This is a genomic window from Oerskovia turbata (assembly GCF_000718325.1).
Lineage (GTDB): Bacteria > Actinomycetota > Actinomycetes > Actinomycetales > Cellulomonadaceae > Oerskovia > Oerskovia turbata.
The window spans coordinates 51,856-72,245 of record NZ_JOFV01000002.1 but is presented as its reverse complement, the minus strand read 5'-3'; the positions used below and the strand labels follow the sequence as shown (position 1 = coordinate 72,245).

Sequence of the window (20,390 nt, the reverse complement as noted above, 5' to 3'; positions counted from 1 at the left end):
GCGGCTACCGCCCGCCCAGCAGCCGGTCCACCGCGGTGAGCGGGATCGGCTCCCACGCCGGCCGGTTCCGGGACTCGTACACGACCTCGTACAGCGCCTTGTCGAGGACCAGCGCGCGCAGCAGCGCCTCGGTCGTGGAGACCGAGAGACCCGCCGTCCCGTCGTCGTCGCCGATCGCGCGCCGGTACGCCTCGACGAACGCGGTGCGCGCCGTCGTCGTCCACCGGGGCGAGCGCGCCCCGCCGACCGCCGCCGCGTAGTCGAGCGAGCGCACGATCCCCGCGACGTCGCGCAGCGGCAGGTCCGGGCGCGTGCGCTCGGCCACGGGCCGCAGCGGCTCGCCCTCGAAGTCGAGGATCTTCCAGCCGTCGCCGAGCGCGTGCAGGGCCTGCCCCAGGTGCATGTCGCCGTGGATCGCCTGGAGCACGGGAGGCGGCGCCTCCTCGCGGGCGAGGCGGTCGGCCACACCGTCGAGGAACACCTCGACCTGCGCGGCGCGTCGCCCGAGCGGGACGGACGAGGCGCAGGCCTCGCGTGCACGACGACGCAGGTCGCCCAGCAGCCAGCCCGCCTCGAGCGGCGGTCCCGTGGGCAGGGCCTCGCGCAGCGCCCGGTGCATGCTCGCGAGCGTCCGGCCGAGGTCGGCCGCGAGGTCGGCGAACGAGGTGTCCTGGGCCGCGTAGGCGCACGCGAGCTCGAACCCGTCGCGCGCGTCCGTGACGAGCTCGCTCAGGACCGCGAGGTGCGCGGTCCTCGCAGGGCCCAGGGCGGGGGCATCCGCCGGTACGTCGAGCGGCTCCCACGTCGCCTCGACCCAGCCGAGCGGGCGCGGGACGCCCGTCCACCCCACGCGGGCCAAGGCGTCCGGGACCACGACGTCCGGGTTCGGGCCGATCGCGATCGTCCGCAGGATCTTGAGGATCGACCCGCCCGCGACCCCGGGGAGGATCACCGACGAGTTCGACTGCTCGCCGCCGACCATGCGCGCGCCCGTCAGGTCGACCGGCCGGTGCCCGGGGGCGTCGTGCCTGTCGGAGTCGCTCGGGCGTACGTCGTCCGCCCGCTCGAGCGCGCCCAGGAGGGCCACCCACAGGTCGGGGTGCGTGGCGCCGTCGTGCACCGCGAACGGCGCGTCGAGACGCTCCCCGGGACGACCGGGAGCCCCGGGGACGAAGCCCACGAGGCCCGGGAGCGGTGTGCGTGCCCCGCCTGTCTCGGCGGGGCCCGCGCGTCCGGCGCCCGTCGCGGGACCGGTCGGCGGGACGGTCTCAGACGACTCCGCGAGCCTGCCCGCGGGGGTCAGGACCAGCGGGACCTGGACCACCAGGTCCACCCCGTCGCCCACGATGCGCAGCAGGTGCAGCGTGCAGCGCCCGGTGAGCGCGAAGCTCATCCACGGCACGTGCCGCACCGCCAGGCCCTTGACCGGGTACCACCGCTGCGCGGGCAGCCACGCGTCGAGGAGCCCGAGCAGCCGGGCGTCCGGGACAGGTACGCGCTGCGCCGAACCGAGCGGCCCGGGACGCGGCACGACGGGCGAGGACGAGACGGTCTTCGGCACCACGTCAGCTCCTTCTGCCGGGCAGGTCAGGGCGTCCTACGACACCGTGAGCCAGTAGAAGTCCCTCGAACCCCATGTCATCACGACGTCGCCGTCCTCGCCCACCGAGGGGAACGCGGCCCCGCCGAACACGTCGGTCAGGGTCGCGCCCGCGTGCTCGGGCAGGTGGATCGTGGCCGTGCGCGCGGTCGCCGACAGGTTCGCGACGCACAGGATCGTCTCGGCCGCGTTGCGGCGCAGGAACGCGAGGATCGACTCGTTGTCCGTGCCCAGCGTCACCTGCTCACCGTCGCCGAACGCCGGATGCAGCCTGCGCACCGCGAGCATGCCGTGGACCCAGTGCAGCAGCGACGTCGGCTGCGCGAGCTGGTTCTCCACGTTGACGTACCCGTAGTTGTGCACGAGCGACTGGATGGGCGGCAGGTAGAGCTTGCCCGGGTCCGCGGTCGAGAATCCCGCGTTGCGGTCCGGGGTCCACTGCATGGGCGTGCGGACGGCGTCCCGGTCCGGCAGCCAGATGTTGTCGCCCATCCCGATCTCGTCGCCGTAGTACAGGCACGGGCTGCCCGGCAGCGACAGCAGCAGCGCGTGCGCGAGCTCGACCTCCTTGCGCGAGTTGTCGAGCAGCGGTGCCAGGCGGCGCCGGATCCCGACGTTCGCGCGCATGCGCGGGTCCTGCGCGTACCACCCGTACATCGACGCGCGCTCCTCGGTCGAGACCATCTCGAGCGTCAGCTCGTCGTGGTTGCGCAGGAACGTGCTCCACTGCGCGCCCGCCGGGATGGGCGGGGTGTCGCGCAGGATGTCGACGATCTGGTTGGCCCGCTGGTCGCGGATCGCGTAGAAGATGCGCGGCATGACAGGGAAGTGGAAGCACATGTGGCACTCCGGCTCCTCCTCGGTGCCGAAGTAGTCCACGACCTCCGCGGGCCACTGGTTCGCCTCCGCGAGGACGATGCGGCCCGGGAACTCGGCGTCGACCATCTGGCGCACGCGCCGCAGGAACCGGTGCGTCTGGGGCAGGTTCTCGCAGTTCGTCCCCTCGGCCTCGAACAGGTACGGGACCGCGTCCAGGCGGAACCCGTCGACGCCCACCTGGAGCCAGAACCGCGTCACGTCGAGCATCGCGTCCGCGACGCGCGGGTTCTCGAAGTTGAGGTCCGGCTGGTGCGAGAAGAACCGGTGCCAGAAGAACTGGCGCCGGACCGGGTCGAACGTCCAGTTGCTCGTCTCGGTGTCCACGAAGATGATGCGCGCGTCCTCGTACCGCGTGCTGTCGTCGCTCCACACGTAGAAGTCGCCGTACGGCCCCTCGGGGTCGGCGCGCGACGCCTGGAACCACGGGTGCTGGTCGCTCGTGTGATTCATGACCAGGTCGATCACGATCCGGATGCCGCGCGAGTGCGCCTCGGCGATGAGCTCGGTGAAGTCCGCCATCGAGCCGTACTGGCCCGCGATGGCCGTGTAGTCCGCGACGTCGTACCCGCCGTCCCGCAGCGGCGACGGGTAGAACGGGGGAAGCCACAGCGCGTCGATCCCGAGCCACTGGAGGTAGTCGAGGCGCTCGATCAGCCCGCGCAGGTCCCCCGAGCCGTCGCCCGAGGAGTCCGAGAACGCGCGGACCAGGACCTCGTAGAACACGGCGGTCTTGTACCAGGCGGGGTCCGCCGAGAGCCCCGAGCGCTGTGCCGAGGGAGCGGCGGGCTGGCGCCGCGGGGGGAGCGCGCCGACGGGCAGGGGCGCGGTCACCGGCGCGACCGGGGCGGGCCCCGCGGCAGGGCCCGGGGCGCGTGCGGCGGGGCCCGGGGCGCGCGCGGCGGGCCCTGCGGCGCGCGCCGAGAACGGCGAGCTGCTCATGGTGTCCTCACGTGGATGACGTGCGCCACCTGCTCCTGCGGGACAAGCCTGACGTAGACGTCCTCGCCCCAGCCGTACGACGCCCCCGACAGCAGGTCGTGCGCGACGAACTGCTGCTCGGGCGCCAGGCCCAGGGCGGCCAGGTCGAGGTGGACCATGGACTCCTGCGTGCCCCACGGGTCGAGGTTCACGACCACGACCACGGTGTCGGCGGGCTCGACCAACCCGCCCGGCGACACCCGCTCGGGCAGGTGCCGCGAGAACGCGAGGACCCGGTCGTTGCTCGTGGGGTGGACCGTGAGGTTGCGCAGCTGGCGCAGCGCGGGGTGCTCGCGGCGCACCTCGTTGAGGGTCGTCAGGAGCGTCGAGATGCCGAACTCCTCCGCGAGCGCCCAGTCGCGCGGCTTGTACTCGTACTTCTCGTTGTCGATCTGCTCCTCGACGCCGGGGCGCGGCACGTTCTCGACGAGCTCGTAGCCCGAGTAGACGCCCCACGTGGGGGAGCCGAGCGCCGCGAGCACCGCGCGCACCGCGAACCCGGCGACACCGCCGTGCTGGAGGTAGGGCGGGAGGATGTCGTGCGTCGTGGGCCAGAAGCTCGGGCGCATGTACGACCCTGCGGGCCCCGAGACCTCGGTCAGGTACTCCGCGAGCTCGGTCTTCTCGTTGCGCCACGTGAAGTACGTGTACGACTGGTGGAACCCGATGCGTGCGAGCGTGTGCATCATCGCGGGCTTGGTGAATGCCTCCGACAGGAAGATCACCTCGGGGTTCGTCGCGCGCACCTCGGCGAGCAGCCACTCCCAGAACGGGAGCGGCTTGGTGTGCGGGTTGTCGACGCGGAACGCCGTGACGCCGCGCGCGATCCACACCCGCACGACGCGCAGCACCTCGGCGTAGATGCCCTCGGGGTCGTTGTCGAAGTTGAGCGGGTAGATGTCCTGGTACTTCTTGGGCGGGTTCTCGGCGTACGCGATCGAGCCGTCGACGCGCGTCGTGAACCACTCGGGGTGCTCGGTGACCCACGGGTGGTCGGGCGAGCACTGGAGCGCGAGGTCGAGCGCGACCTCCATGCCCAGGCGCCGGGCCTCCTTCACGAACGCCTTGAACGTGCGCTCGCTGCCGAGCTCGGGGTGGATCGCGTCGTGCCCGCCGTCCTTCGAGCCGATCGCGTAGGGCGACCCCGGGTCGCCCGGCAGCGCGGTCAGCGAGTTGTTGCGCCCCTTGCGGTGCGTGGTCCCGATGGGGTGCACGGGCGTCAGGTAGACCATGTCGAAGCCCATCGCGGCGATCGCGGGCAGGCGCCTGGCCGCGGTCGTGAACGTCCCTGACTTCCAGGTCCCGTCCTTGAGGCGCCGCGCCCCCTCGGAGCGGGGGAACATCTCGTACCAGGCGCCGGCGAGCGCGAGCGGCCGGTCCACGCGCAGGCGGTACGTGCCCGACGGCGTCACGTGGTCCCGCAGAGGAGCACGGCCCAGGGCGTCGCGCACCTCGGGCGACAGGGCTGCCGCGAGCCGGGCCGGGGAGGGGCGCGACGGGTCCGCGAGGGCCGCGGCGCCGTCGTGCAGCGTCTTCGCGTCGCGCGCCTCCCGACCTGCGACCGCGCAGATGCGCTCGAAGAGCGCGACGCCCTCGGCGAGCATGAGCTCGACGTCGATGCCCGCCGCGACCTTGATCGCCGCGTCGTGCGCCCACGTGCCGTACGGGTCGGACCACGCCTCGACGCGGAACGACCACTCGCCCGGGGCGTCGGGGGAGAGCGTCGCACGGAACCGGTCGAGGCCCGGGGCCACGTCGACCATGCGCGCCCACGAGTGGTCCGTGCCGTCCGGGGCGACGAGCACCGCGGTCGCCGCGACCGCGTCGTGGCCCTCGCGGAAGACCGTGGCCTCGACCGGGACGACCTCACCCACCACGGCCTTCGCGGGCCAGCGGCCGCCCTCGACCACGGGCGACACCTCGAGGACGGGGATGCGCCCGATCGGTGCCGCCGGGGCGACCGGAGGAGCGAGCGGCGGGACCGTCGCAGCAGCGGCGGACAGGGGCGAGGACGTGGCCGGCAGGGACGCCGACGCGGAGGTCACGGGGGTCGCGGAGTTCTCAGGCACGAGCACAAGGTATCGAGCGCGGGCGAGGTGCGGCACCCGCAGGGCGGGCGTGGCGTGCAACCCGCGCGAGCCCGGTCGTCCGACGGCCGGGTGAAAGACCCCGAGACCCACGAGAGCACGCGGTCGGCAAAGGGTGTACAGCGGCCCACAGTTGCGTACTGTCGGACCCGTGAGAGCGATCAGACGTTTCACCGTCCGCACCGTCCTGCCCGCCGAGCTGCACGACCTCGACGAGCTGTCCCTCAACCTGCGCTGGTCCTGGCACGCGCCCACGCGCGAGCTCTTCAGCACGATCGACCCGCAGCTCTGGGAGTCCGCGAAGCGCGACCCGGTGGCGCTCCTCGGCGCCCTCGGGCCGGACCGCCTCGCGGCGCTCGCAGCCGACCAGGAGTTCGTGGGCCGCGTCCGCGCGGCGGCAGCGGACCTCCACCGCTACCTCCAGGACCTGATGTGGTACCAGGAGCAGGCCGCGGGCGGCGAGGTCCTCCCGCAGGCGATCGCCTACTTCTCCCCGGAGTACGGCATCACCTCGGTCCTGCCGCAGTACTCGGGGGGCCTCGGCATCCTCGCGGGCGACCACCTCAAGAGCGCGTCCGACCTGGGCGTGCCGATCGTCGGCGTCGGTCTGCTCTACGGCGCGGGCTACTTCCGCCAGTCCCTCACACGCGACGGCTGGCAGGTCGAGACCTACCCGCTGCTCGACCCCGACGGCCTGCCGCTGACGATCCTGCGCGAGGACGACGGCACGCCTGCGCGCGTCTCGATCGACCTGCCCGGTGGGCGCGTGCTGCACGCGCACGTGTGGGTCGCGGCCGTCGGGCGCGTGCCGCTGCTGCTGCTCGACTCCAACGTCCCGGGCAACGACGAGGCCGCACGCAAGGTCACCGACCGCCTCTACGGCGGCGGCGGCGAGCACCGCCTCCAGCAGGAGCTCCTGCTGGGCGTCGGCGGCGTGCGCGCGCTGCGCCTGTGGTCGCGCCTGACCGGGGCACCCGAGCCCGAGGTCTACCACACCAACGAGGGCCACGCCGGGTTCCTCGGCGTCGAGCGCATCCGCGAGCTCGTGACCGGTGCCGGGCTCACGTTCGACGCGGCGCTCGAGGCGGTGCGGGCCGCGACCGTGTTCACGACGCACACGCCGGTCCCCGCGGGCATCGACCGGTTCGGCCGCGACCTCGTCTCGCAGTACTTCGGCGGGGACAACCAGATCCCCGGGATCGACGTCGAGCAGGTCCTCTCGCTCGGTGCCGAGGACTACGAGGGCGGCGACCCCACGGTCTTCAACATGGCCGTCATGGGACTGCGCCTGGGCGGGCGCGCCAACGGCGTCTCGCTCCTGCACGGCGAGGTCTCGCGCGGCATGTTCAACGGCCTCTGGCCGGGCTTCGACTCGCGCGAGGTCCCCATCACGTCCGTGACGAACGGCGTCCACACGCCCACCTGGGTCGACCCGCGCCTCGCCGCGCTCGAGGCCGAACGGCTCGGGCTCGACGAGCTCACGGCCGACACGGCGTCGTCGCGATGGCTCGACCCCGCCGGGGTGAGCGACGAGGAGCTGTGGGACGTGCGCCGCGAGCTGCGCGGCCAGCTCGTCGACGAGGCCCGCAACCGGCTGCGCCGGTCCTGGCGCGAGCGCGGGGCCAGCCCCGCCGAGCTCGGCTGGGTCGACGAGGCGCTCTCGCCCGACGTCCTGACCATCGGGTTCGCGCGCCGCGTGCCCACCTACAAGCGCCTGACGCTCATGCTGCGCGACCCCGAGCGGCTGCGGTCGCTGCTGCTCGACCCCGAACGGCCCGTCCAGCTCGTCGTCGCCGGCAAGTCCCACCCCGCCGACGACCAGGGCAAGCGGCTCATCCAGCAGCTCGTCCGGTTCACCGACGAGCACGACGTGCGCGGGCGCATCGTGTTCCTGCCGAACTACGACATCGGCATGGCGCAGTCGCTCTACCCGGGCTGCGACGTGTGGCTCAACAACCCGCTGCGCCCGCTCGAGGCCAGTGGCACGTCGGGCATGAAGTCCGCGCTCAACGGCGGTCTCAACCTGTCGATCCTCGACGGGTGGTGGGACGAGTGGTACGACGGCGAGAACGGCTGGGCGATCCCCACGGCCGACGGTGTCGAGGACAACGACCGCCGCGACGACCTCGAGGCCGCCGCGCTGTACGACCTCATCGAGACCCAGGTCGCGGCCCGGTTCTACGACCGTGACGAGCGGGGTGTCCCGGTCCGCTGGCTCCAGATGGTGCGGCACACGCTCGCGACCCTCGGCCCCAAGGTCCAGGCCACGCGCATGGTCGCGGACTACGTGCACCGCCTGTACGGGCCTGCCGCCGTCGCGGGGCGTGCGCTCAACGCTCCGGGCTTCGAGCCGGCGCGCGAGCTCGCGGCGTGGAAGGCGCACGTGCGTGGCGACTGGTCGCACGTGCGCGTCGACCACGTCGAGTCGAGCGGGATCCGCGAGGTGCCACAGGTCGGCGACCTGCTGTCGGTCCGGGCGTACGTGTCGCTCGGGACGCTGGCTCCGGGCGACGTCGAGGTGCAGGTGGTCCACGGCCGCGTGACCGAGGCCGACGTGATCGAGTCGTTCACGGCGGAGCCGCTCGAGCTCGCCGAGACCTACGAGGCGGGTCGGGCGGCGTTCGCCGGGTCGGTGCGCCTCGAGGCGTCCGGCCCCTTCGGGTACACGGTCCGCATCGTGCCGAGGCACGAGGGCCTGGCGAGCGTGGCAGAGCTGGGCCTGGTGGCGAACGCCTGACCCGCTGTGGTGCCGAGGTAGAGGCCTGCAGCCCCGACTGGGGGTTGCAGGCCTCTACCTCGACGTCAGGGCTCTACGTCGTCGAGCGTCGACGATCCGTCCGATCAACCGGTCCGGCTGCTCGAGGTCGGCCCAGGTCACCCGGAGCACGAGCCACCCTGCCTCGACGAGCGCGTCGTGACGCTGCTTCTCGGCCATGAACCGGGCCGTCGCGTCACCGTCTGCCAGGACTGTGTACTTCACCGCACCGTCGAACTCGATCGCGATCTTGAGGTCCGGCCAGCCGAGGTCGAGCCGGAACGATCCCGCCCACGTGCTCACCGGTACCTGCAGGTCGAGGGCCGGGAGGCCCGCCTCGTGGACGAGCCACCGCACGACCGACTCGCCGGGGGACTCGGACGCCCGGTCGGCCAGGAGGAGGACCTGGCGCGCCTGCCGGACGCCTCGTCCTCCAGCCGCCTCGGTGAGGATCTCGTCGACCCCCACCGGGTCGGCTCCCAGGCGAAGACCGGAGTCGGCGACGACGAGGGCGCTCGCCCCGCGCAGCGTACGTGCACAGTCCACGACCGTGCGCTCGAGCGACGTCACCGGGAGGCCGTCCAGGACCGTGCGGTCGCGCTCGGGGAGCCGGGTCCAGTGCCTCGCGACCAGGTGGACCGGGTCCCCGCCCCGGCGCACGATGCTCGGCGGCGTGAGCTGGGTGACGTCGGCCCGGTCCCGGAGGCGGTAGGTCCAGCATCCCCAGAGGACGGCCGCCGTCGAGTGGCTGAGCCAGAAGTCCGTCGTGGCATCACGGGCGAACGCTGCCCCGCGGGCGAGCACCAACCGTTCCCGGCGACCGGGTCCGGGGCTCGTCCGGGCGACGACGCCACGCCGTACGCGCACGAGTGTGCCGTCGGCCAGTCCGGCCTGGAGCTCCGCGCGCGAGAACGCGGACGTGGCGTGGAGCCGGGGCAGTGCAGGGCGGGACGTCGAGAGCATGCGCCCACTGTGGTGGCTCGTCGCTGCTGATGGATGTCGATCGACGAATCTGTGGACAGCCGCTCGTGAGGTAGAGGGTTCGCGTCGAGTTGGAGGCCTGCAGGGCTCTACCTCGACGTCAGGCCTCTACCTCGCGGCGCGCGTGACCGGTGGCCGGGCGGCCTCGCCGCGGCTACGTTCGCCTCATGCCCGACGACGCCGCTCACCTTCCCGACCCTCCCTCACCCTTCGGTGGCGTCACGTGGGACGACGACGCGTCGGCCGGTGACTGGATCGGGCCACGGCTGGGCGGCGGGGGGACGGTCGCGTCGTGCGTGCCGCCGGTGTACGCGGCCTACGCCCGCATCCCGAACGTGCCCGGGTGGTCCGACGAGGACGAGGTCATGGGGTCGCTCTACCTGGGGCGCGGCGGTGGGACGGGCCCCGAGCAGATGGACCTGCTGCTCGACGCCCTCGCGCCGTTCACGGGCGACCAGGAGTGCCACTTCGCGCTGTGGACCGGGTACGGGTGGTTGTACGACCACGGGACGCGGCCCGAGGACTCGACGTCGTTCGCCGCGCTGACGTACGCGATCGACGACGTGGGGGAGGGGGACGCGCCGGGGTCGTCGTTCGCGCTGGCTCAGGCGCGGGCGCAGGCCACGGCTCACGCCCTCCGCGCCGCACGCCAGGTCGAGCGGCCCGCCGCACCGATGCTCGCGCTACCGCACCGCGACTACCACCTGTGGCACGGTCGGCTCGCGCAGGCGGCGGCGTTCGCCGCGATGGACCAGTCGCCCACGCTGTGGTGGCCCGACGACCGGTCGTGGTTCGTGTGCACCGAGCTCGACACCGTGGCCACCGACCTCGGGGGCAGCGAGGAGCTGGTCGCGGACCTGCTCGCCGTGCCCGGGCTGCGCACGTCGCGCGTGCACCCGGACGAACCCGTGCAGATGCCTGCGGACTGGTGAGAGGGTTGCCCGGGCGCGAGCGCCGGCCTCACAGGCTCCGCGCGAGCGCCCGCCCCACGGTCCGCCCCGAGAACAGGCAACCGCCGAGGAAGGTCCCCTCGAGCGCCCGGTGACCGTGCACGCCACCGCCCCCGAACCCCGCCGCCTCACCCGCGGCGTACAGGCCCTCGAGCACCGAGCCGTCGGGGCGCAGCACGCGACCGTCGGTGTCGGTGTGCAGGCCGCCGAGCGTCTTGCGGGTCAGGACCGAGAGCCGCACCGCGAGCATCGGGCCGTCCTGGGGCGTCGTGAGCGGGCGCGGCGGGGACACGCGGATGACACGGTCCACGAAGAACGTGCGGGCCCTGGCCGTCGCGACGACCTGGTGGTCCTTGCCGAGGCCCGAGCGCACCTGGTCGTCGCGCAGCCGCACGAGCCGTTCGAGCTCTTCGGCGTCGATGTGTCCCTGCGAGCCGGGGGTCGCGTCGGTCAGGGTGTTCATGCCGGCCGCGAGCTCGGTGGGGTTCGCGCCCCACACGAACTCGGGGGACTCGGCCGCGAACCGCGCCACGGGACCGACGGCCCCGGGCAGGACCCGCTGCGCCAGCAGGCGCACGCTCCTGCCGGTGAGGTCGGGGTTCTGCTCGGAGCCCGACAGCGCGAACTCGCTCTCCATGACGGCCTTGTTGAGCACGAACCAGGAGTGGTCGTCGGCGCGGGCCGTCACGTGCTGGAGCGAGCCGAGGGCGTCGAAGCCGGGGAACAGGGGCGAGGGCAGCCGGTGCCCGTGCGCGTCGACCCACAGCGACGATGGTCCGGGCAGGATGCGGATGCCGTGGTTCGTCCACACGGGCGAGTGGTTCGCGATGCCCTCGGGGTAGTGCCACATGCGGTCCTCGTGGACCAGGGCCGCGCCCGCGTCGCGGGCGATCCCGAGCATCAGCCCGTCGGTCGAGTCGGGGACGCCCGAGAGCATGCGCGCGGGCAGCGCCCCGGCGGACGCGGGCCAGTGCGAGCGCACCAGGTCGTGGTTCGCACCGATCCCCCCGGAGGAGACGACGACGGCGCTCGCGGACAGCTCGACCTCGCCGACGACGTCGCGCACCGAGGGGGCGCCGCGCTCGGCATGGTCGTCGGCCAGGATCTCGGCGTGCACACCGGTCACGGCGCCGTCGGTCACGACGAGCCCGGTGACGCGGTGGCGGAACCGGACGTCGAGCAGCCCGGCGGCCCGGGCGTCGAGGGCCGCACGGACGAACGGTTCGAGGATGCCGGGCCCGGTGCCCCAGGTGACGTGGAAGCGCGGCACGCTGTTGCCGTGGCCGCCTGCGGGGTGGCCGCCGCGCTCGGCCCACTGGACGAGCGGGAACCAGCGCACCCCCTTGGCGTGGAGCCACGAGCGCAGGTTGCCCGCGGCGAAGTCGACGAAGGCGCGCGCCCAGGCGTAGCCCCAGCGGTCGGGGCCTTCGCCGTCGGCGGCTCCGGGGGCGAAGCTCGCCGACCCGAGCCAGTCGTCGAGCGCGAGCTCGGGTGTGTCCTTGACGCCCAGGCGGCGCTGCTCGGGGGAGTCGACCAGGAAGAGGCCGCCGAAGGACCAGAACGCCTGGCCTCCCAGGCTCGCGGCGGGCTCCTGGTCGAGCAGGATCACGCGGCGCCCCGCGGCGGTGAGCTCGGTGGCCGCGACGAGGCCGGAGAGCCCGGCGCCGACCACGATGACCTCGGCATGGTCAGGACCGGAGGTGCTGGGAGCGCTCCCGTGGGCGGGCGTGCCCGACGGGACGGCGTGGCTCGCGGGAGGGATGCTGACGTCGTTGTCACTCATGCGCAGAGACTAGACCCCGCGCCCCGCCGCGAGGTAGAGGCCAGCCGTCGAGGTAGAGGCCCCTGGCCCTCTACCTCGACGAGAACCCTCTACCTCGGCGAGAGGTAGACCTGCAGGCTGAGGGGCTCCAGGAGGGCCGTCGCCGCCGTGTCGTCGCCCGGGAGAGTCCCGCCGTTCGACTCTCCGCGGCCCTCGGCCGGGTGCTCCCAGTCCGAGTCCCACGCAAGCTCCCAGCCGGTGGTCCCGGCACCCTCGGCAGCCCCGGGCACACGGCGCCCCGGCACGTCCGCGAGCGCCACCTCGACCGAGTCGAGCGCTCCGTTGAGCACCAGGAGCACGTCGCGGTCGCCCCCACCCGGTCCGGTGCGCAGCATCTGCAGCACACGGAAGCCGGGGTCGTGCCAGGCCGCGTGGTCGAGGGGGCGGCCGGCGGCGTCGAACCACGCGAGGTCCGGCACCGTGTCCTGCGCCGAGTGCCGGGGACGGCCGTGGAAGAACGTCTCGCTGCGCAGCGCTGCGTGCTCTCGACGCAGCGCCAGGAGGTGGGTCGTGGTCGCGAGCAGGTCCTTGCGCCAGGGCGACAGTTCCCAGCTCACCCACGACACCGGCCCGTCCTGGCAGTACGCGTTGTTGTTGCCGCGCTGGGTGCGTCCCATCTCGTCGCCCGCGGTGAGCATGGGCGTCCCGGCCGCCAGGACCTGGGTCGCCATGAGGTTGCGGATCGAGCGGCGGCGAAGAGGGGCGATCTCGACCCCCGGCTCGAAGCCCTCGACCGTCATCTCCTCGTTCTCGAGGCGCCCCTCGAACCCGTGGTTCCAGGACCGGTTGTCGTCGCTGCCGTCGCGGTTGCCCTCGCCGTTGGCCTCGTTGTGCTTGTGCTCGTAGGCGACGAGGTCCGCGAGCGTGAACCCGTCGTGCGCCGTGACGAAGTTGACCGACGCGACGGGCCCGCGCATGAGCGGCGGGTCGCTGTGCCCGAAGAGGTCCGCGGACCCGGCCAGGCGGGTCGCGAGCTCGCGCACGCCCTGGCCGGGTCGCCCGTGCGACGCCTCGCGCGCGTCGGCGAGCCAGAACTGGCGCGCAGCCCCGCGGAAGCGGTCGTTCCACTCGGCCAGCGGGGCGGGAAACTGCCCGGTACGCCACCCACCGGGGCCGACGTCCCACGGCTCCGCGACGAGCTTGAGACCGTTCAGCACGGGGTCGGTCTGGAGCGCGACGAGGAACGGGTGGTCGGGGTCGAACCCGCCCGGGCCACGACCCAGCGTCACGGCGAGGTCGAAGCGGAAGCCGTCGACGCCGATCTCCTGCGCCCAGTAGCGCAGCGAGTCGAGCGTCAGCTGGACCACCCGGGCACGCCGGAAGTCGAGGCTGTTCCCGGTCCCGGTGACGTCTGCGAGCTCGGCCGGGGACGCGCCGTCGTGCAGGTAGTAGACCGGGTTGTCGAGGCCGCGCCACGCCAGGTGCGGGCCGTCCGCACCGCCCTCGCACGTGTGGTTGTGCACGACGTCGAGGAGGACCTCGAGCCCGGCCTCGTGCAGCAGGTGCACCATGCCGCGGACCTCGTCGACGACGGCGCCGGGCCCGGCCTCCTGCGCGGCACGCGTCGCGTACGGGGCGTGCGGGGCGAAGAAGCCCGCGGTCGAGTAGCCCCAGTAGTTGGTGAGCCCCTTGGCCACGAGGTGCGGCTCGGTCAGGGACGCGTGGATCGGCAGCAGCTCGACCGTCGTGACGCCCAGCGCCTTCAGGTGCGCGATCGTCGCCGGGTGCGCGAGCCCCGCATAGGTACCGCGCAGGTGCTCGGGCACGGCGTCGAGCTGCATGGTCAGGCCGCGGACGTGGGCCTCGTAGATCACGGTGTCGGCCCACGGCACGTGCGGCCTGCGCACGGGCTCGTGCCCGGTGCGGGGCGCGACGACGACCGAGTGCGGCACGTGCGCCGCCGAGTCGCGCGGGTCGGCCGGGCCGCGGACGTCCCCGACGAGCGTGCCCGAGCCGTCCCGCTCGGTGACGTGGCCGCGCGTCGACGGGTCGTCGTCGAGCTCGCCCACGATCCCCCGCGCGTAGGGGTCGAGCAGGAGCTTCGCGGGGTTGTACCGGAAGCCTGCCGCGGGGTCCCACGGGCCCTCGGCCCGGAAGCCGTAGCGCTGCCCCTCGCGCACGCCCGGGACGTGCCCGTGCCAGACGCCGTGGGTCGGCCCGTCGAGCGCCACCCGCCGTTCGTGGATCTCGCCGTCGGGCAGGACGTCCAGCAGGCACAGGTCGACGGCGCTCGCGTGCGAGGCGAGCACGGCGACGTCGACGCCGTCACCGGCGAGACGGACGCCCAGGCGCGGGGCCGGGACGTGCGAGGGGCGAGGACGGGGGGAGGGGGCAAGCGCTTGCACCCCTCCATTGTGAGGCCCGGAAGTGGACGGCTCGTGCTCACCAGGTGGTCGTGCGCGAGATCTCACCCGGTTGCGCGGCGCTGCCCGGTAGGGTTTCGCCTGTGCCACACCTTCCACGAAGGGCTGTGGCGTGCGGGTACCACCCGGGTCCACCGTCGTCCCAACCACGGAGCACATCACGATGAGGATCGTCGTCGCCGTCAAGTACGTTCCCGATATCCACGCCGACCGGCGGTTCGACGCCGGACGAGTGGTGCGATCGTCCGAGGAGGGGACCCTCAACGAGCTCGACGAGAACGCGATCGAGGCCGCGCTGCGCATCGTCGAGTCGCTGCCGGAGGCCGAGCAGGAGACCTCCGAGGTCGTGGTCCTGACCATGGCGGGCCCCGACGCCGACACCGCGATCCGCAAGGCCTACCAGATGGGCGTCGGCCGCGGCGTGCGCGTCAGCGACGAGGCGCTCGCGGGCTCCGACTACTTCGGGACGGTCGCCACGCTCGCCGCCGCGGTCCGCAAGATCGAGGAGGAGGGCCCGGTCGACCTCGTCCTCACGGGCATGGCGGCCCTCGACGGGCTGGGGTCCGTCGTCCCGGTGCTCCTCGCGGCCGAGCTCGGCCTGCCGCAGCTCACGCTCGCGGGCAAGCTCGAGGTGGACGTCGAGGCCCGCACGGCCCAGGTCACGCGCGAGCTCGACGACGCGCTCGAGGTGCTCTCGGCCCCGCTGCCTGCCGTGGTCAGCGTGACCGACCACGCCAACTGGCCGCGCTTCCCCAACTTCAAGCTCATCATGTCCGCGCGGACGCAGCCGATCGAGGTCTGGGACCTCGCGGCACTCGGGCTCGACCCCACGACCGTGGGCGACGCCGGAGCCCGCACCCGCGTCCTCGCCGCCACGCCGCGCCCGCCGCGCCCCGAGGTCGAGGTCGTCGTCGACAAGGGCGAGGGCGGCCGCGCGCTGGCCGAGTTCCTCATCCGTAACGACCTGGTCTGAGAGGGAACATCGTGACCACCAACGTCCTCGTCCTGCTCGACTCGCCGCAGTCGCAGCTGCGCTCCGCGGCCCTCGAGCTCCTGACCATCGCCCGCAGCCTCGGCCGGCCCAAGGCGGTGACGCTCGGCAGCCCGAGCGTCACGACGCTCGCCCAGCTCGGCGCCTACGGCGTCGACACGGTCCTCCAGGCCGAGCTGCCCACGTCCGTGAGCGCGGACGGCACACACCTCACGGCGGTCGTCGCGGCGACCCTCGAGACCGCGGTGCGCCGCGCGAACGCCGACGTCGTGCTGCTCTCGGCGACGTTCCCCCACAAGGAGGCGGCGGCCCGCCTCGCCCACGCGCTGGGTGCCGGCCTCGTGATCGACGCGGCCGAGGTCCGCGCCGAGGGCGGCAAGGCAGTGGGCTACAAGCGGGTCTTCGCGGGTTCGTGGGACACCTCGTGCGAGGTCGTCACCGAGCAGGCCGTGTTCACGGTCCGCGCCAACTCCGTCGTCCCGGAGCCCGCGGAGTCCTCGGTCCAGACCGAGGTCATCGGGTTCCCCGTCGAGCTCCCCGCGTCGGCGACGGCCGTCACTGTCGTGTCCCGCGAGGAGAAGCCGGTCGTCGAGGGCGGACGCCCGGCGCTCGCCGAGGCCGCGACGGTCGTCGCGGGCGGACGTGGCACCGACGGCGACTTCGGGCCCGTCGAGGAGCTGGCGGACGCGCTCGGCGCGGCCGTGGGCGCGACGCGTGACGCGGTCTACGAGGGCTGGTTCGACACGTTCATCGGTCAGACGGGCGTGACGATCGCGCCGCGCCTGTACATCGGCGCGGGCATCTCGGGGGCCCCGCACCACCGTGGCGGCATGCAGGCGGCGCAGGTCATCGTCGCGGTCAACAACGACTCGGACTGCCCGCTGTTCGAGATCGCCGACTTCGCGGTCGTCGGCGACCTCGCCGAGGTCCTGCCGCAGGCGGCGAAGGTCATCCGGGAGCACAAGGGCTGACGCCTCTCACCCCGACGAACGCCCTGACGAACGCCCCGACGAACGCCCTGGCGGGCACGGCCCGCCGGGGCGTTCGCACGTCCGGTGGCGTGCACCCGGCGGCCCCGGCGACCCCGGCGCAGCCTGCACCGGCCGGACGGCGGACCAGCGCGTCAGAGACCCAGGTGCTCGAGCCAGGCGAGAGCCGCGAGCCCCTGCCCCAGGGCAGTGGTGGGGCGGGACGGGTCCGACCGCGGAGCCGGCTTGCGTGCGGCGTCCAGGCTGAATCCTGCGAACCCTCCGACGACGGACCGCAGGTCGCCCGGGTGCACCTCGGCGCCGAGCGGGTGGTCGTCGAAGACCGCCGTGAGCCAGGCCCCCGCCCGCTCGGCGTCGTCCCACGTCGTGACGGGTGCGCCGCCGTCGGGCGGCACGGACACGTCCGGGGGGTCGAAGACCCCTTCGACGCCCTGCGCACCGACCGTGACGAGCAGGTGCGCGAGGTCCAGCCAGCCGGCGCCGCGCATCGCGTGGGGCCAGTCGAGGACGTAGACGGCGTCGTCCGTGACGGTGAGGTTCCGGGCGCGCATGTCGCCGTGGACGATCGACTCGCCCTCGCACGCGACGAGGACGCCCAGCTCGAGCTCGGCGAGCGTCGCGAGCCGGCGAGCGGCCCACGGTGCGACCGAGGACAGGTGCTCCGGAGGGTCACGCAGGATGCGACCCCACCCGATCGCGGTGGACGCGAGCTGGGGACCGGCGGGCGGCAGCGGGATCTGCCGTGCCCCGGGGATGCGCGCCAGGTCGTCGAGGGTGTCGAGGACGCGTGCGAGCACCGCAGGTTCCCAGGGGGTCCGCGGTGGGTGGCCGTCGATGGCCTCGTACGCGAGCACGATCCAGTCACCGTCGCCATGACCCCACAGGAAGCGCGGGGTGGGGACCGCTTCGGGCAGGCGGATCGCGATGCGTGCCTCGGTGCGGTGCAGGTCGGCGCACTCCCGCGCGTCGCGTGTGCGGGCCGCCTTGAGGAAGACCTGCTCGCCCGTCGACAGTCGCAGCAACGACCCCATCCCGGGCCGGAAGCCGCTCACGACGCTGATCTCCTCGACCACGCGCGCCTCCATCGTGGCCTCGATCTCGTCGCGGAGCTCACGAGGGAGCGAGGTCCACCGCAGGCGGTCGCTCGCGTGGGCGCGCGGGTCCTGCGGTGAGAGGACCACGCAGGTGGTCGCGACGTCGTCGGGCATGGGGCAGAACGCTCTCACGGGGTGCGGCGGGACGGGGATCGGTGCGGTCGAGGCGTCGCCGTCCGCGAGTCGTCCCCGACCGCGCCACGCGGGGCGCCGGGCTGGTGACGGGGGATCGAGGGGCGGACGAGCATCTGTCAAGATATCGGTTTTTCCTGTGCTGTCCAGCAAGGTTCCACGGGCCCCACGGTCCTCGTCCGCCCCGTGGCGGCGGCGGCCCGCGAATACCTTCGTAGACTGGACGACTGTGATCGCCTCATGACCGCCACGCCCGCCGAGCCCTCGCACGGCGCCTACCTCGACCACGCCGCCACGACCCCCATGTCGCCGGCCGCGCTCGAGGCCTTCGTCGCGGAGCTCACCCAGACCGGCAACCCCTCGTCGCTGCACGCGGCGGGCCGGGCCGCGCGCCGCGTCGTCGAGGAGTCGCGCGAGGCCGTCGCGGCCGCGCTCGGCGCGCGCCCGAGCGAGGTGATCTTCACGGCGGGCGGCACCGAGTCGGACAACCTCGCGATCAAGGGCCTGTTCTGGGGGCGGCGCACCACCGAGCCGCGCCGTCGACGCATCCTGGTCTCGGCCGTCGAGCACCACGCGGTGCTCGACCCCGCCTTCTGGATGGCCGAGCACACGGGTGCGGAGATCGTCCTGCTGCCCGTCGACGACGCCGGCCGGCTCGACCTCGACGCGCTGCGCGCCGAGCTCGCGTCCAAGGGCGACGAGGTCGCGCTCATCTCGGTCATGTGGGCGAACAACGAGGTCGGGACGATCCAGCCGGTCCAGGAGGTCGTGCAGATCGCGCGTCCGTACGGCATCCCCGTGCACTCGGACGCGGTGCAGGCCGTCGGGCAGGTGCCTGTGGACTTCGCCGCGAGCGGCCTCGACGCCCTGACCCTCACGGGTCACAAGCTCGGTGGCCCCATGGGCGTCGGCGCCCTGGTCGCGAAGCGCGGCCTGCCGCTGACCCCGGTGCTGCACGGCGGCGGGCAGGAGCGCGGCGTGCGCTCGGGCACGCTCGACACTCCCGCCATCCGGGCGTTCGCGGTCGCCGTGACCGAGGCCGTCGCGGGCCGCGCCGAGCGGGCCGAGCACCTCGCGTCGCTGCGCGACGACCTGGTCCGGGGCGTGCGGGCGGCCGTGCCCGACGCGGTGCTGCGCGGCCCCGACCCGCTGGTCGACCCGTCCCTGCGCCTGCCCGGCAACGCGCACTTCACGTTCCCCGGCTCCGAGGGCGACTCGTTGCTGTACCTGCTCGACTCGGCGGGTGTGCAGACGTCCACCGGTTCGGCGTGCCAGGCCGGGGTGCCGCAGCCCTCGCACGTCCTGCTCGCGATGGGGGTCTGCGAGGAGGACGCGCGCGGTGCGCTGCGGTTCTCGCTCGGGGCGACCTCGACGCCCGACGACGTCGCGCGCCTCCTCGACGCGCTGCCGCAGGTCGTGGCGCGGGCCCAGGCCGCGGGGCTCGCGTCGTCGGCCCGGCCCGGGGCGACCTCGCGGACTCGACCGGCCGCCACGACAGGGAGGACCGCATGAGAGTACTGGCAGCGATGTCCGGCGGCGTCGACTCGGCCGTCGCGGCGGCCCTGGCCGTCGAGGCCGGCCACGAGGTGGTCGGCGTGCACATGGCCCTGTCGCGCAACCGCGAGCAGTTCCGGGCGGGATCGCGCGGCTGCTGCTCGATCGAGGACGCGGGCGACGCGCGTCGCGCCGCCGACGTGCTGGGCATCCCGTACTACGTGTGGGACCTGTCGGAGCGCTTCGAGGACACGGTCGTCGCGGACTTCCTGTCCGAGTACGAGGCCGGGCGCACGCCCAACCCGTGCGTGCGCTGCAACGAGCACATCAAGTTCGAGGCGCTGCTCGACAAGGCCACGGCGCTCGGTTTCGACGCGGTCGCGACGGGCCACTACGCGCAGGTCCTCACGCGCGAGGTCACGGTCCCGGGGCCCGACGGCGACCCCGTGACGCGCACGGTCCGCGAGCTGCACCGCTCGCCCAACGACGCCAAGGACCAGTCGTACGTGCTCGCGGTCATGGGCCAGGAGCGCCTGGCGCGGTCGATCTTCCCGCTGGGTGGTTTCGCGTCCAAGGACGAGGTCCGCGCCGAGGCCGAGCGGCGTGGCCTGTCCGTCTCGAACAAGCCCGACTCCTACGACATCTGCTTCGTGTCCGACGGAGACACGCAGGGCTTCCTCAAGGCGCGCCTGGGTGCGCGCACGGGCGAGATCGTCGACACCGAGGGCGAGGTCCTGGGCGAGCACGAGGGCGCGTACGCGTTCACGGTCGGCCAGCGCAAGGGCCTGTCCCTGGGGCGCCCCGCCGCGGACGGCAAGCCGCGCTACGTGCTCGAGGTCGAGCCGGTCTCCAACCGGGTCGTCGTGGGGCCGGCAGAGCTGCTCACGGTCGACCGCATCGAGGGGGACCGCTCGGTCTGGCTCGCGGACGACGTCCTCGCGGCCGCCGGGTGGGAGCCCGCTCCGGCGGGGCCCGACGGCGCGGCGTCGGGCCAGGTGTCCGGCTGGTTCGACGCGTCGGTCCAGGTGCGCGCCCACGGTGCGCCGGTCCCCGCGCGGGTGCGCGCCGTCGTCGGGCAGGCGGACGACGGCGAGGCGCCCGGTGCCGCCGACGGCGCGCGGACGGAGGTCGAGCTCACGGGCGAGACGCTGCGCGGCGTCGCCGCGGGCCAGTCGCTCGTCGTGTACCAGGGGACGCGCGTGATCGGGCAGTCGACAGTGCAGCGCGCCTACCGGGCGCGGCGCGCGGCGAGCGCCGCCCGCTGAGCGACCGGCC

General features: G+C 73.7%; 13 protein-coding genes. 6 read left to right on the top strand and 7 right to left on the bottom strand.

Translation table 11 applies throughout. The annotated features are described in order from the left end of the window. Positions 1–4: 4 nt before the first annotated feature. The 3 genes from IE95_RS0101850 to IE95_RS0101840 are packed head-to-tail and all read right to left on the bottom strand — an operon-like array spanning position 5 to position 5,460. Positions 5–1,564, bottom strand: coding sequence for a phosphotransferase (locus IE95_RS0101850; protein ID WP_051702594.1), 1,560 nt, complete (start codon positions 1,562–1,564; stop codon positions 5–7). Between the two features lie 33 nt (positions 1,565–1,597). Next, the gene (gene treS, locus IE95_RS0101845) at positions 1,598–3,418 is read right to left on the bottom strand and encodes a maltose alpha-D-glucosyltransferase (RefSeq protein WP_084689704.1); all 1,821 of its coding nucleotides are present in this window, start codon (positions 3,416–3,418) and stop codon (positions 1,598–1,600) included. Next, on the bottom strand, positions 3,415–5,460 hold the full coding sequence (locus IE95_RS0101840) for an alpha-1,4-glucan--maltose-1-phosphate maltosyltransferase (RefSeq protein ID WP_051702639.1): 2,046 nt from the start codon (positions 5,458–5,460) through the stop codon (positions 3,415–3,417). The genes treS and IE95_RS0101840 overlap by 4 nt, the downstream gene beginning before the upstream one ends. Positions 5,461–5,695: 235 nt before the next feature. On the opposite strand from IE95_RS0101840, the gene glgP reads away from it, so the two are divergent. Then, positions 5,696–8,281, top strand: a complete 2,586-nt coding sequence (gene glgP / locus IE95_RS0101835) for an alpha-glucan family phosphorylase (RefSeq protein ID WP_030149921.1) — start codon at positions 5,696–5,698, stop codon at positions 8,279–8,281. A gap of 54 nt (positions 8,282–8,335) precedes the next feature. On the opposite strand, the gene IE95_RS18545 is transcribed toward glgP, so the two are convergent. Then, positions 8,336–9,262: a hypothetical protein gene (locus IE95_RS18545; RefSeq protein ID WP_051702593.1), complete on the bottom strand. Its 927-nt coding sequence runs from the start codon at positions 9,260–9,262 to the stop codon at positions 8,336–8,338. Positions 9,263–9,447: 185 nt separating this feature from the next. Here IE95_RS18545 and IE95_RS19375 point away from each other — a divergent pair, with 185 nt between their 5' ends. Next, on the top strand, positions 9,448–10,212 hold the full coding sequence (locus IE95_RS19375; protein ID WP_030149919.1) for a hypothetical protein: 765 nt from the start codon (positions 9,448–9,450) through the stop codon (positions 10,210–10,212). 28 nt (positions 10,213–10,240) lie between these two features. Here the strand turns inward: IE95_RS19375 and IE95_RS0101820 are convergent, their stop codons facing one another. Then, a complete protein-coding gene (locus tag IE95_RS0101820; RefSeq protein ID WP_084689703.1) occupies positions 10,241–12,013 on the bottom strand; it encodes an FAD-binding dehydrogenase in 1,773 nt (590 codons plus the stop codon). Between the two features lie 89 nt (positions 12,014–12,102). Continuing rightward, the gene (gene glgX, locus IE95_RS0101815) at positions 12,103–14,397 is read right to left on the bottom strand and encodes a glycogen debranching protein GlgX (protein WP_030149917.1); all 2,295 of its coding nucleotides are present in this window, start codon (positions 14,395–14,397) and stop codon (positions 12,103–12,105) included. Positions 14,398–14,578: 181 nt separating this feature from the next. Here glgX and IE95_RS0101810 point away from each other — a divergent pair, with 181 nt between their 5' ends. Further along, a complete protein-coding gene (locus IE95_RS0101810; protein WP_030149916.1) occupies positions 14,579–15,388 on the top strand; it encodes an electron transfer flavoprotein subunit beta/FixA family protein in 810 nt (269 codons plus the stop codon). Positions 15,389–15,396: 8 nt separating this feature from the next. Beyond that, on the top strand, positions 15,397–16,377 hold the full coding sequence (locus tag IE95_RS0101805; RefSeq protein ID WP_129429422.1) for an electron transfer flavoprotein subunit alpha/FixB family protein: 981 nt from the start codon (positions 15,397–15,399) through the stop codon (positions 16,375–16,377). 152 nt (positions 16,378–16,529) lie between these two features. Here the strand turns inward: IE95_RS0101805 and IE95_RS19370 are convergent, their stop codons facing one another. Beyond that, complete coding sequence (locus IE95_RS19370) at positions 16,530–17,603, bottom strand: phosphotransferase family protein (RefSeq protein ID WP_051702592.1); 1,074 nt, start codon at positions 17,601–17,603, stop codon at positions 16,530–16,532. 258 nt (positions 17,604–17,861) lie between these two features. On the opposite strand from IE95_RS19370, the gene IE95_RS0101795 reads away from it, so the two are divergent. Continuing rightward, positions 17,862–19,133, top strand: coding sequence for a cysteine desulfurase family protein (locus IE95_RS0101795; protein WP_051702591.1), 1,272 nt, complete (start codon positions 17,862–17,864; stop codon positions 19,131–19,133). Further along, positions 19,130–20,380 carry a tRNA 2-thiouridine(34) synthase MnmA gene (gene mnmA, locus IE95_RS0101790; RefSeq protein WP_030149912.1) on the top strand — a complete coding sequence of 417 codons (1,251 nt, stop codon included), beginning with the start codon at positions 19,130–19,132 and terminating at the stop codon, positions 20,378–20,380. The genes IE95_RS0101795 and mnmA overlap by 4 nt, the downstream gene beginning before the upstream one ends. Positions 20,381–20,390 lie beyond the last annotated feature (10 nt).

Bases quoted from the DNA above. Each gene is read 5' to 3' on its own strand.
- treS (WP_084689704.1), bottom strand. From the start codon at position 3,418: ATGAGCAGCTCGCCGTTCTCGGCGCGCGCCGCAGGGCCCGCCGCGCGC.
- IE95_RS18545 (WP_051702593.1), bottom strand. From the start codon at position 9,262: ATGCTCTCGACGTCCCGCCCTGCACTGCCCCGGCTCCACGCCACGTCC.
- IE95_RS19375 (WP_030149919.1), top strand. From the start codon at position 9,448: ATGCCCGACGACGCCGCTCACCTTCCCGACCCTCCCTCACCCTTCGGT.
- IE95_RS0101820 (WP_084689703.1), bottom strand. From the start codon at position 12,013: ATGAGTGACAACGACGTCAGCATCCCTCCCGCGAGCCACGCCGTCCCG.
- IE95_RS0101810 (WP_030149916.1), top strand. From the start codon at position 14,579: ATGAGGATCGTCGTCGCCGTCAAGTACGTTCCCGATATCCACGCCGAC.
- IE95_RS19370 (WP_051702592.1), bottom strand. From the start codon at position 17,603: ATGCCCGACGACGTCGCGACCACCTGCGTGGTCCTCTCACCGCAGGAC.
- IE95_RS0101795 (WP_051702591.1), top strand. From the start codon at position 17,862: ATGACCGCCACGCCCGCCGAGCCCTCGCACGGCGCCTACCTCGACCAC.
- mnmA (WP_030149912.1), top strand. From the start codon at position 19,130: ATGAGAGTACTGGCAGCGATGTCCGGCGGCGTCGACTCGGCCGTCGCG.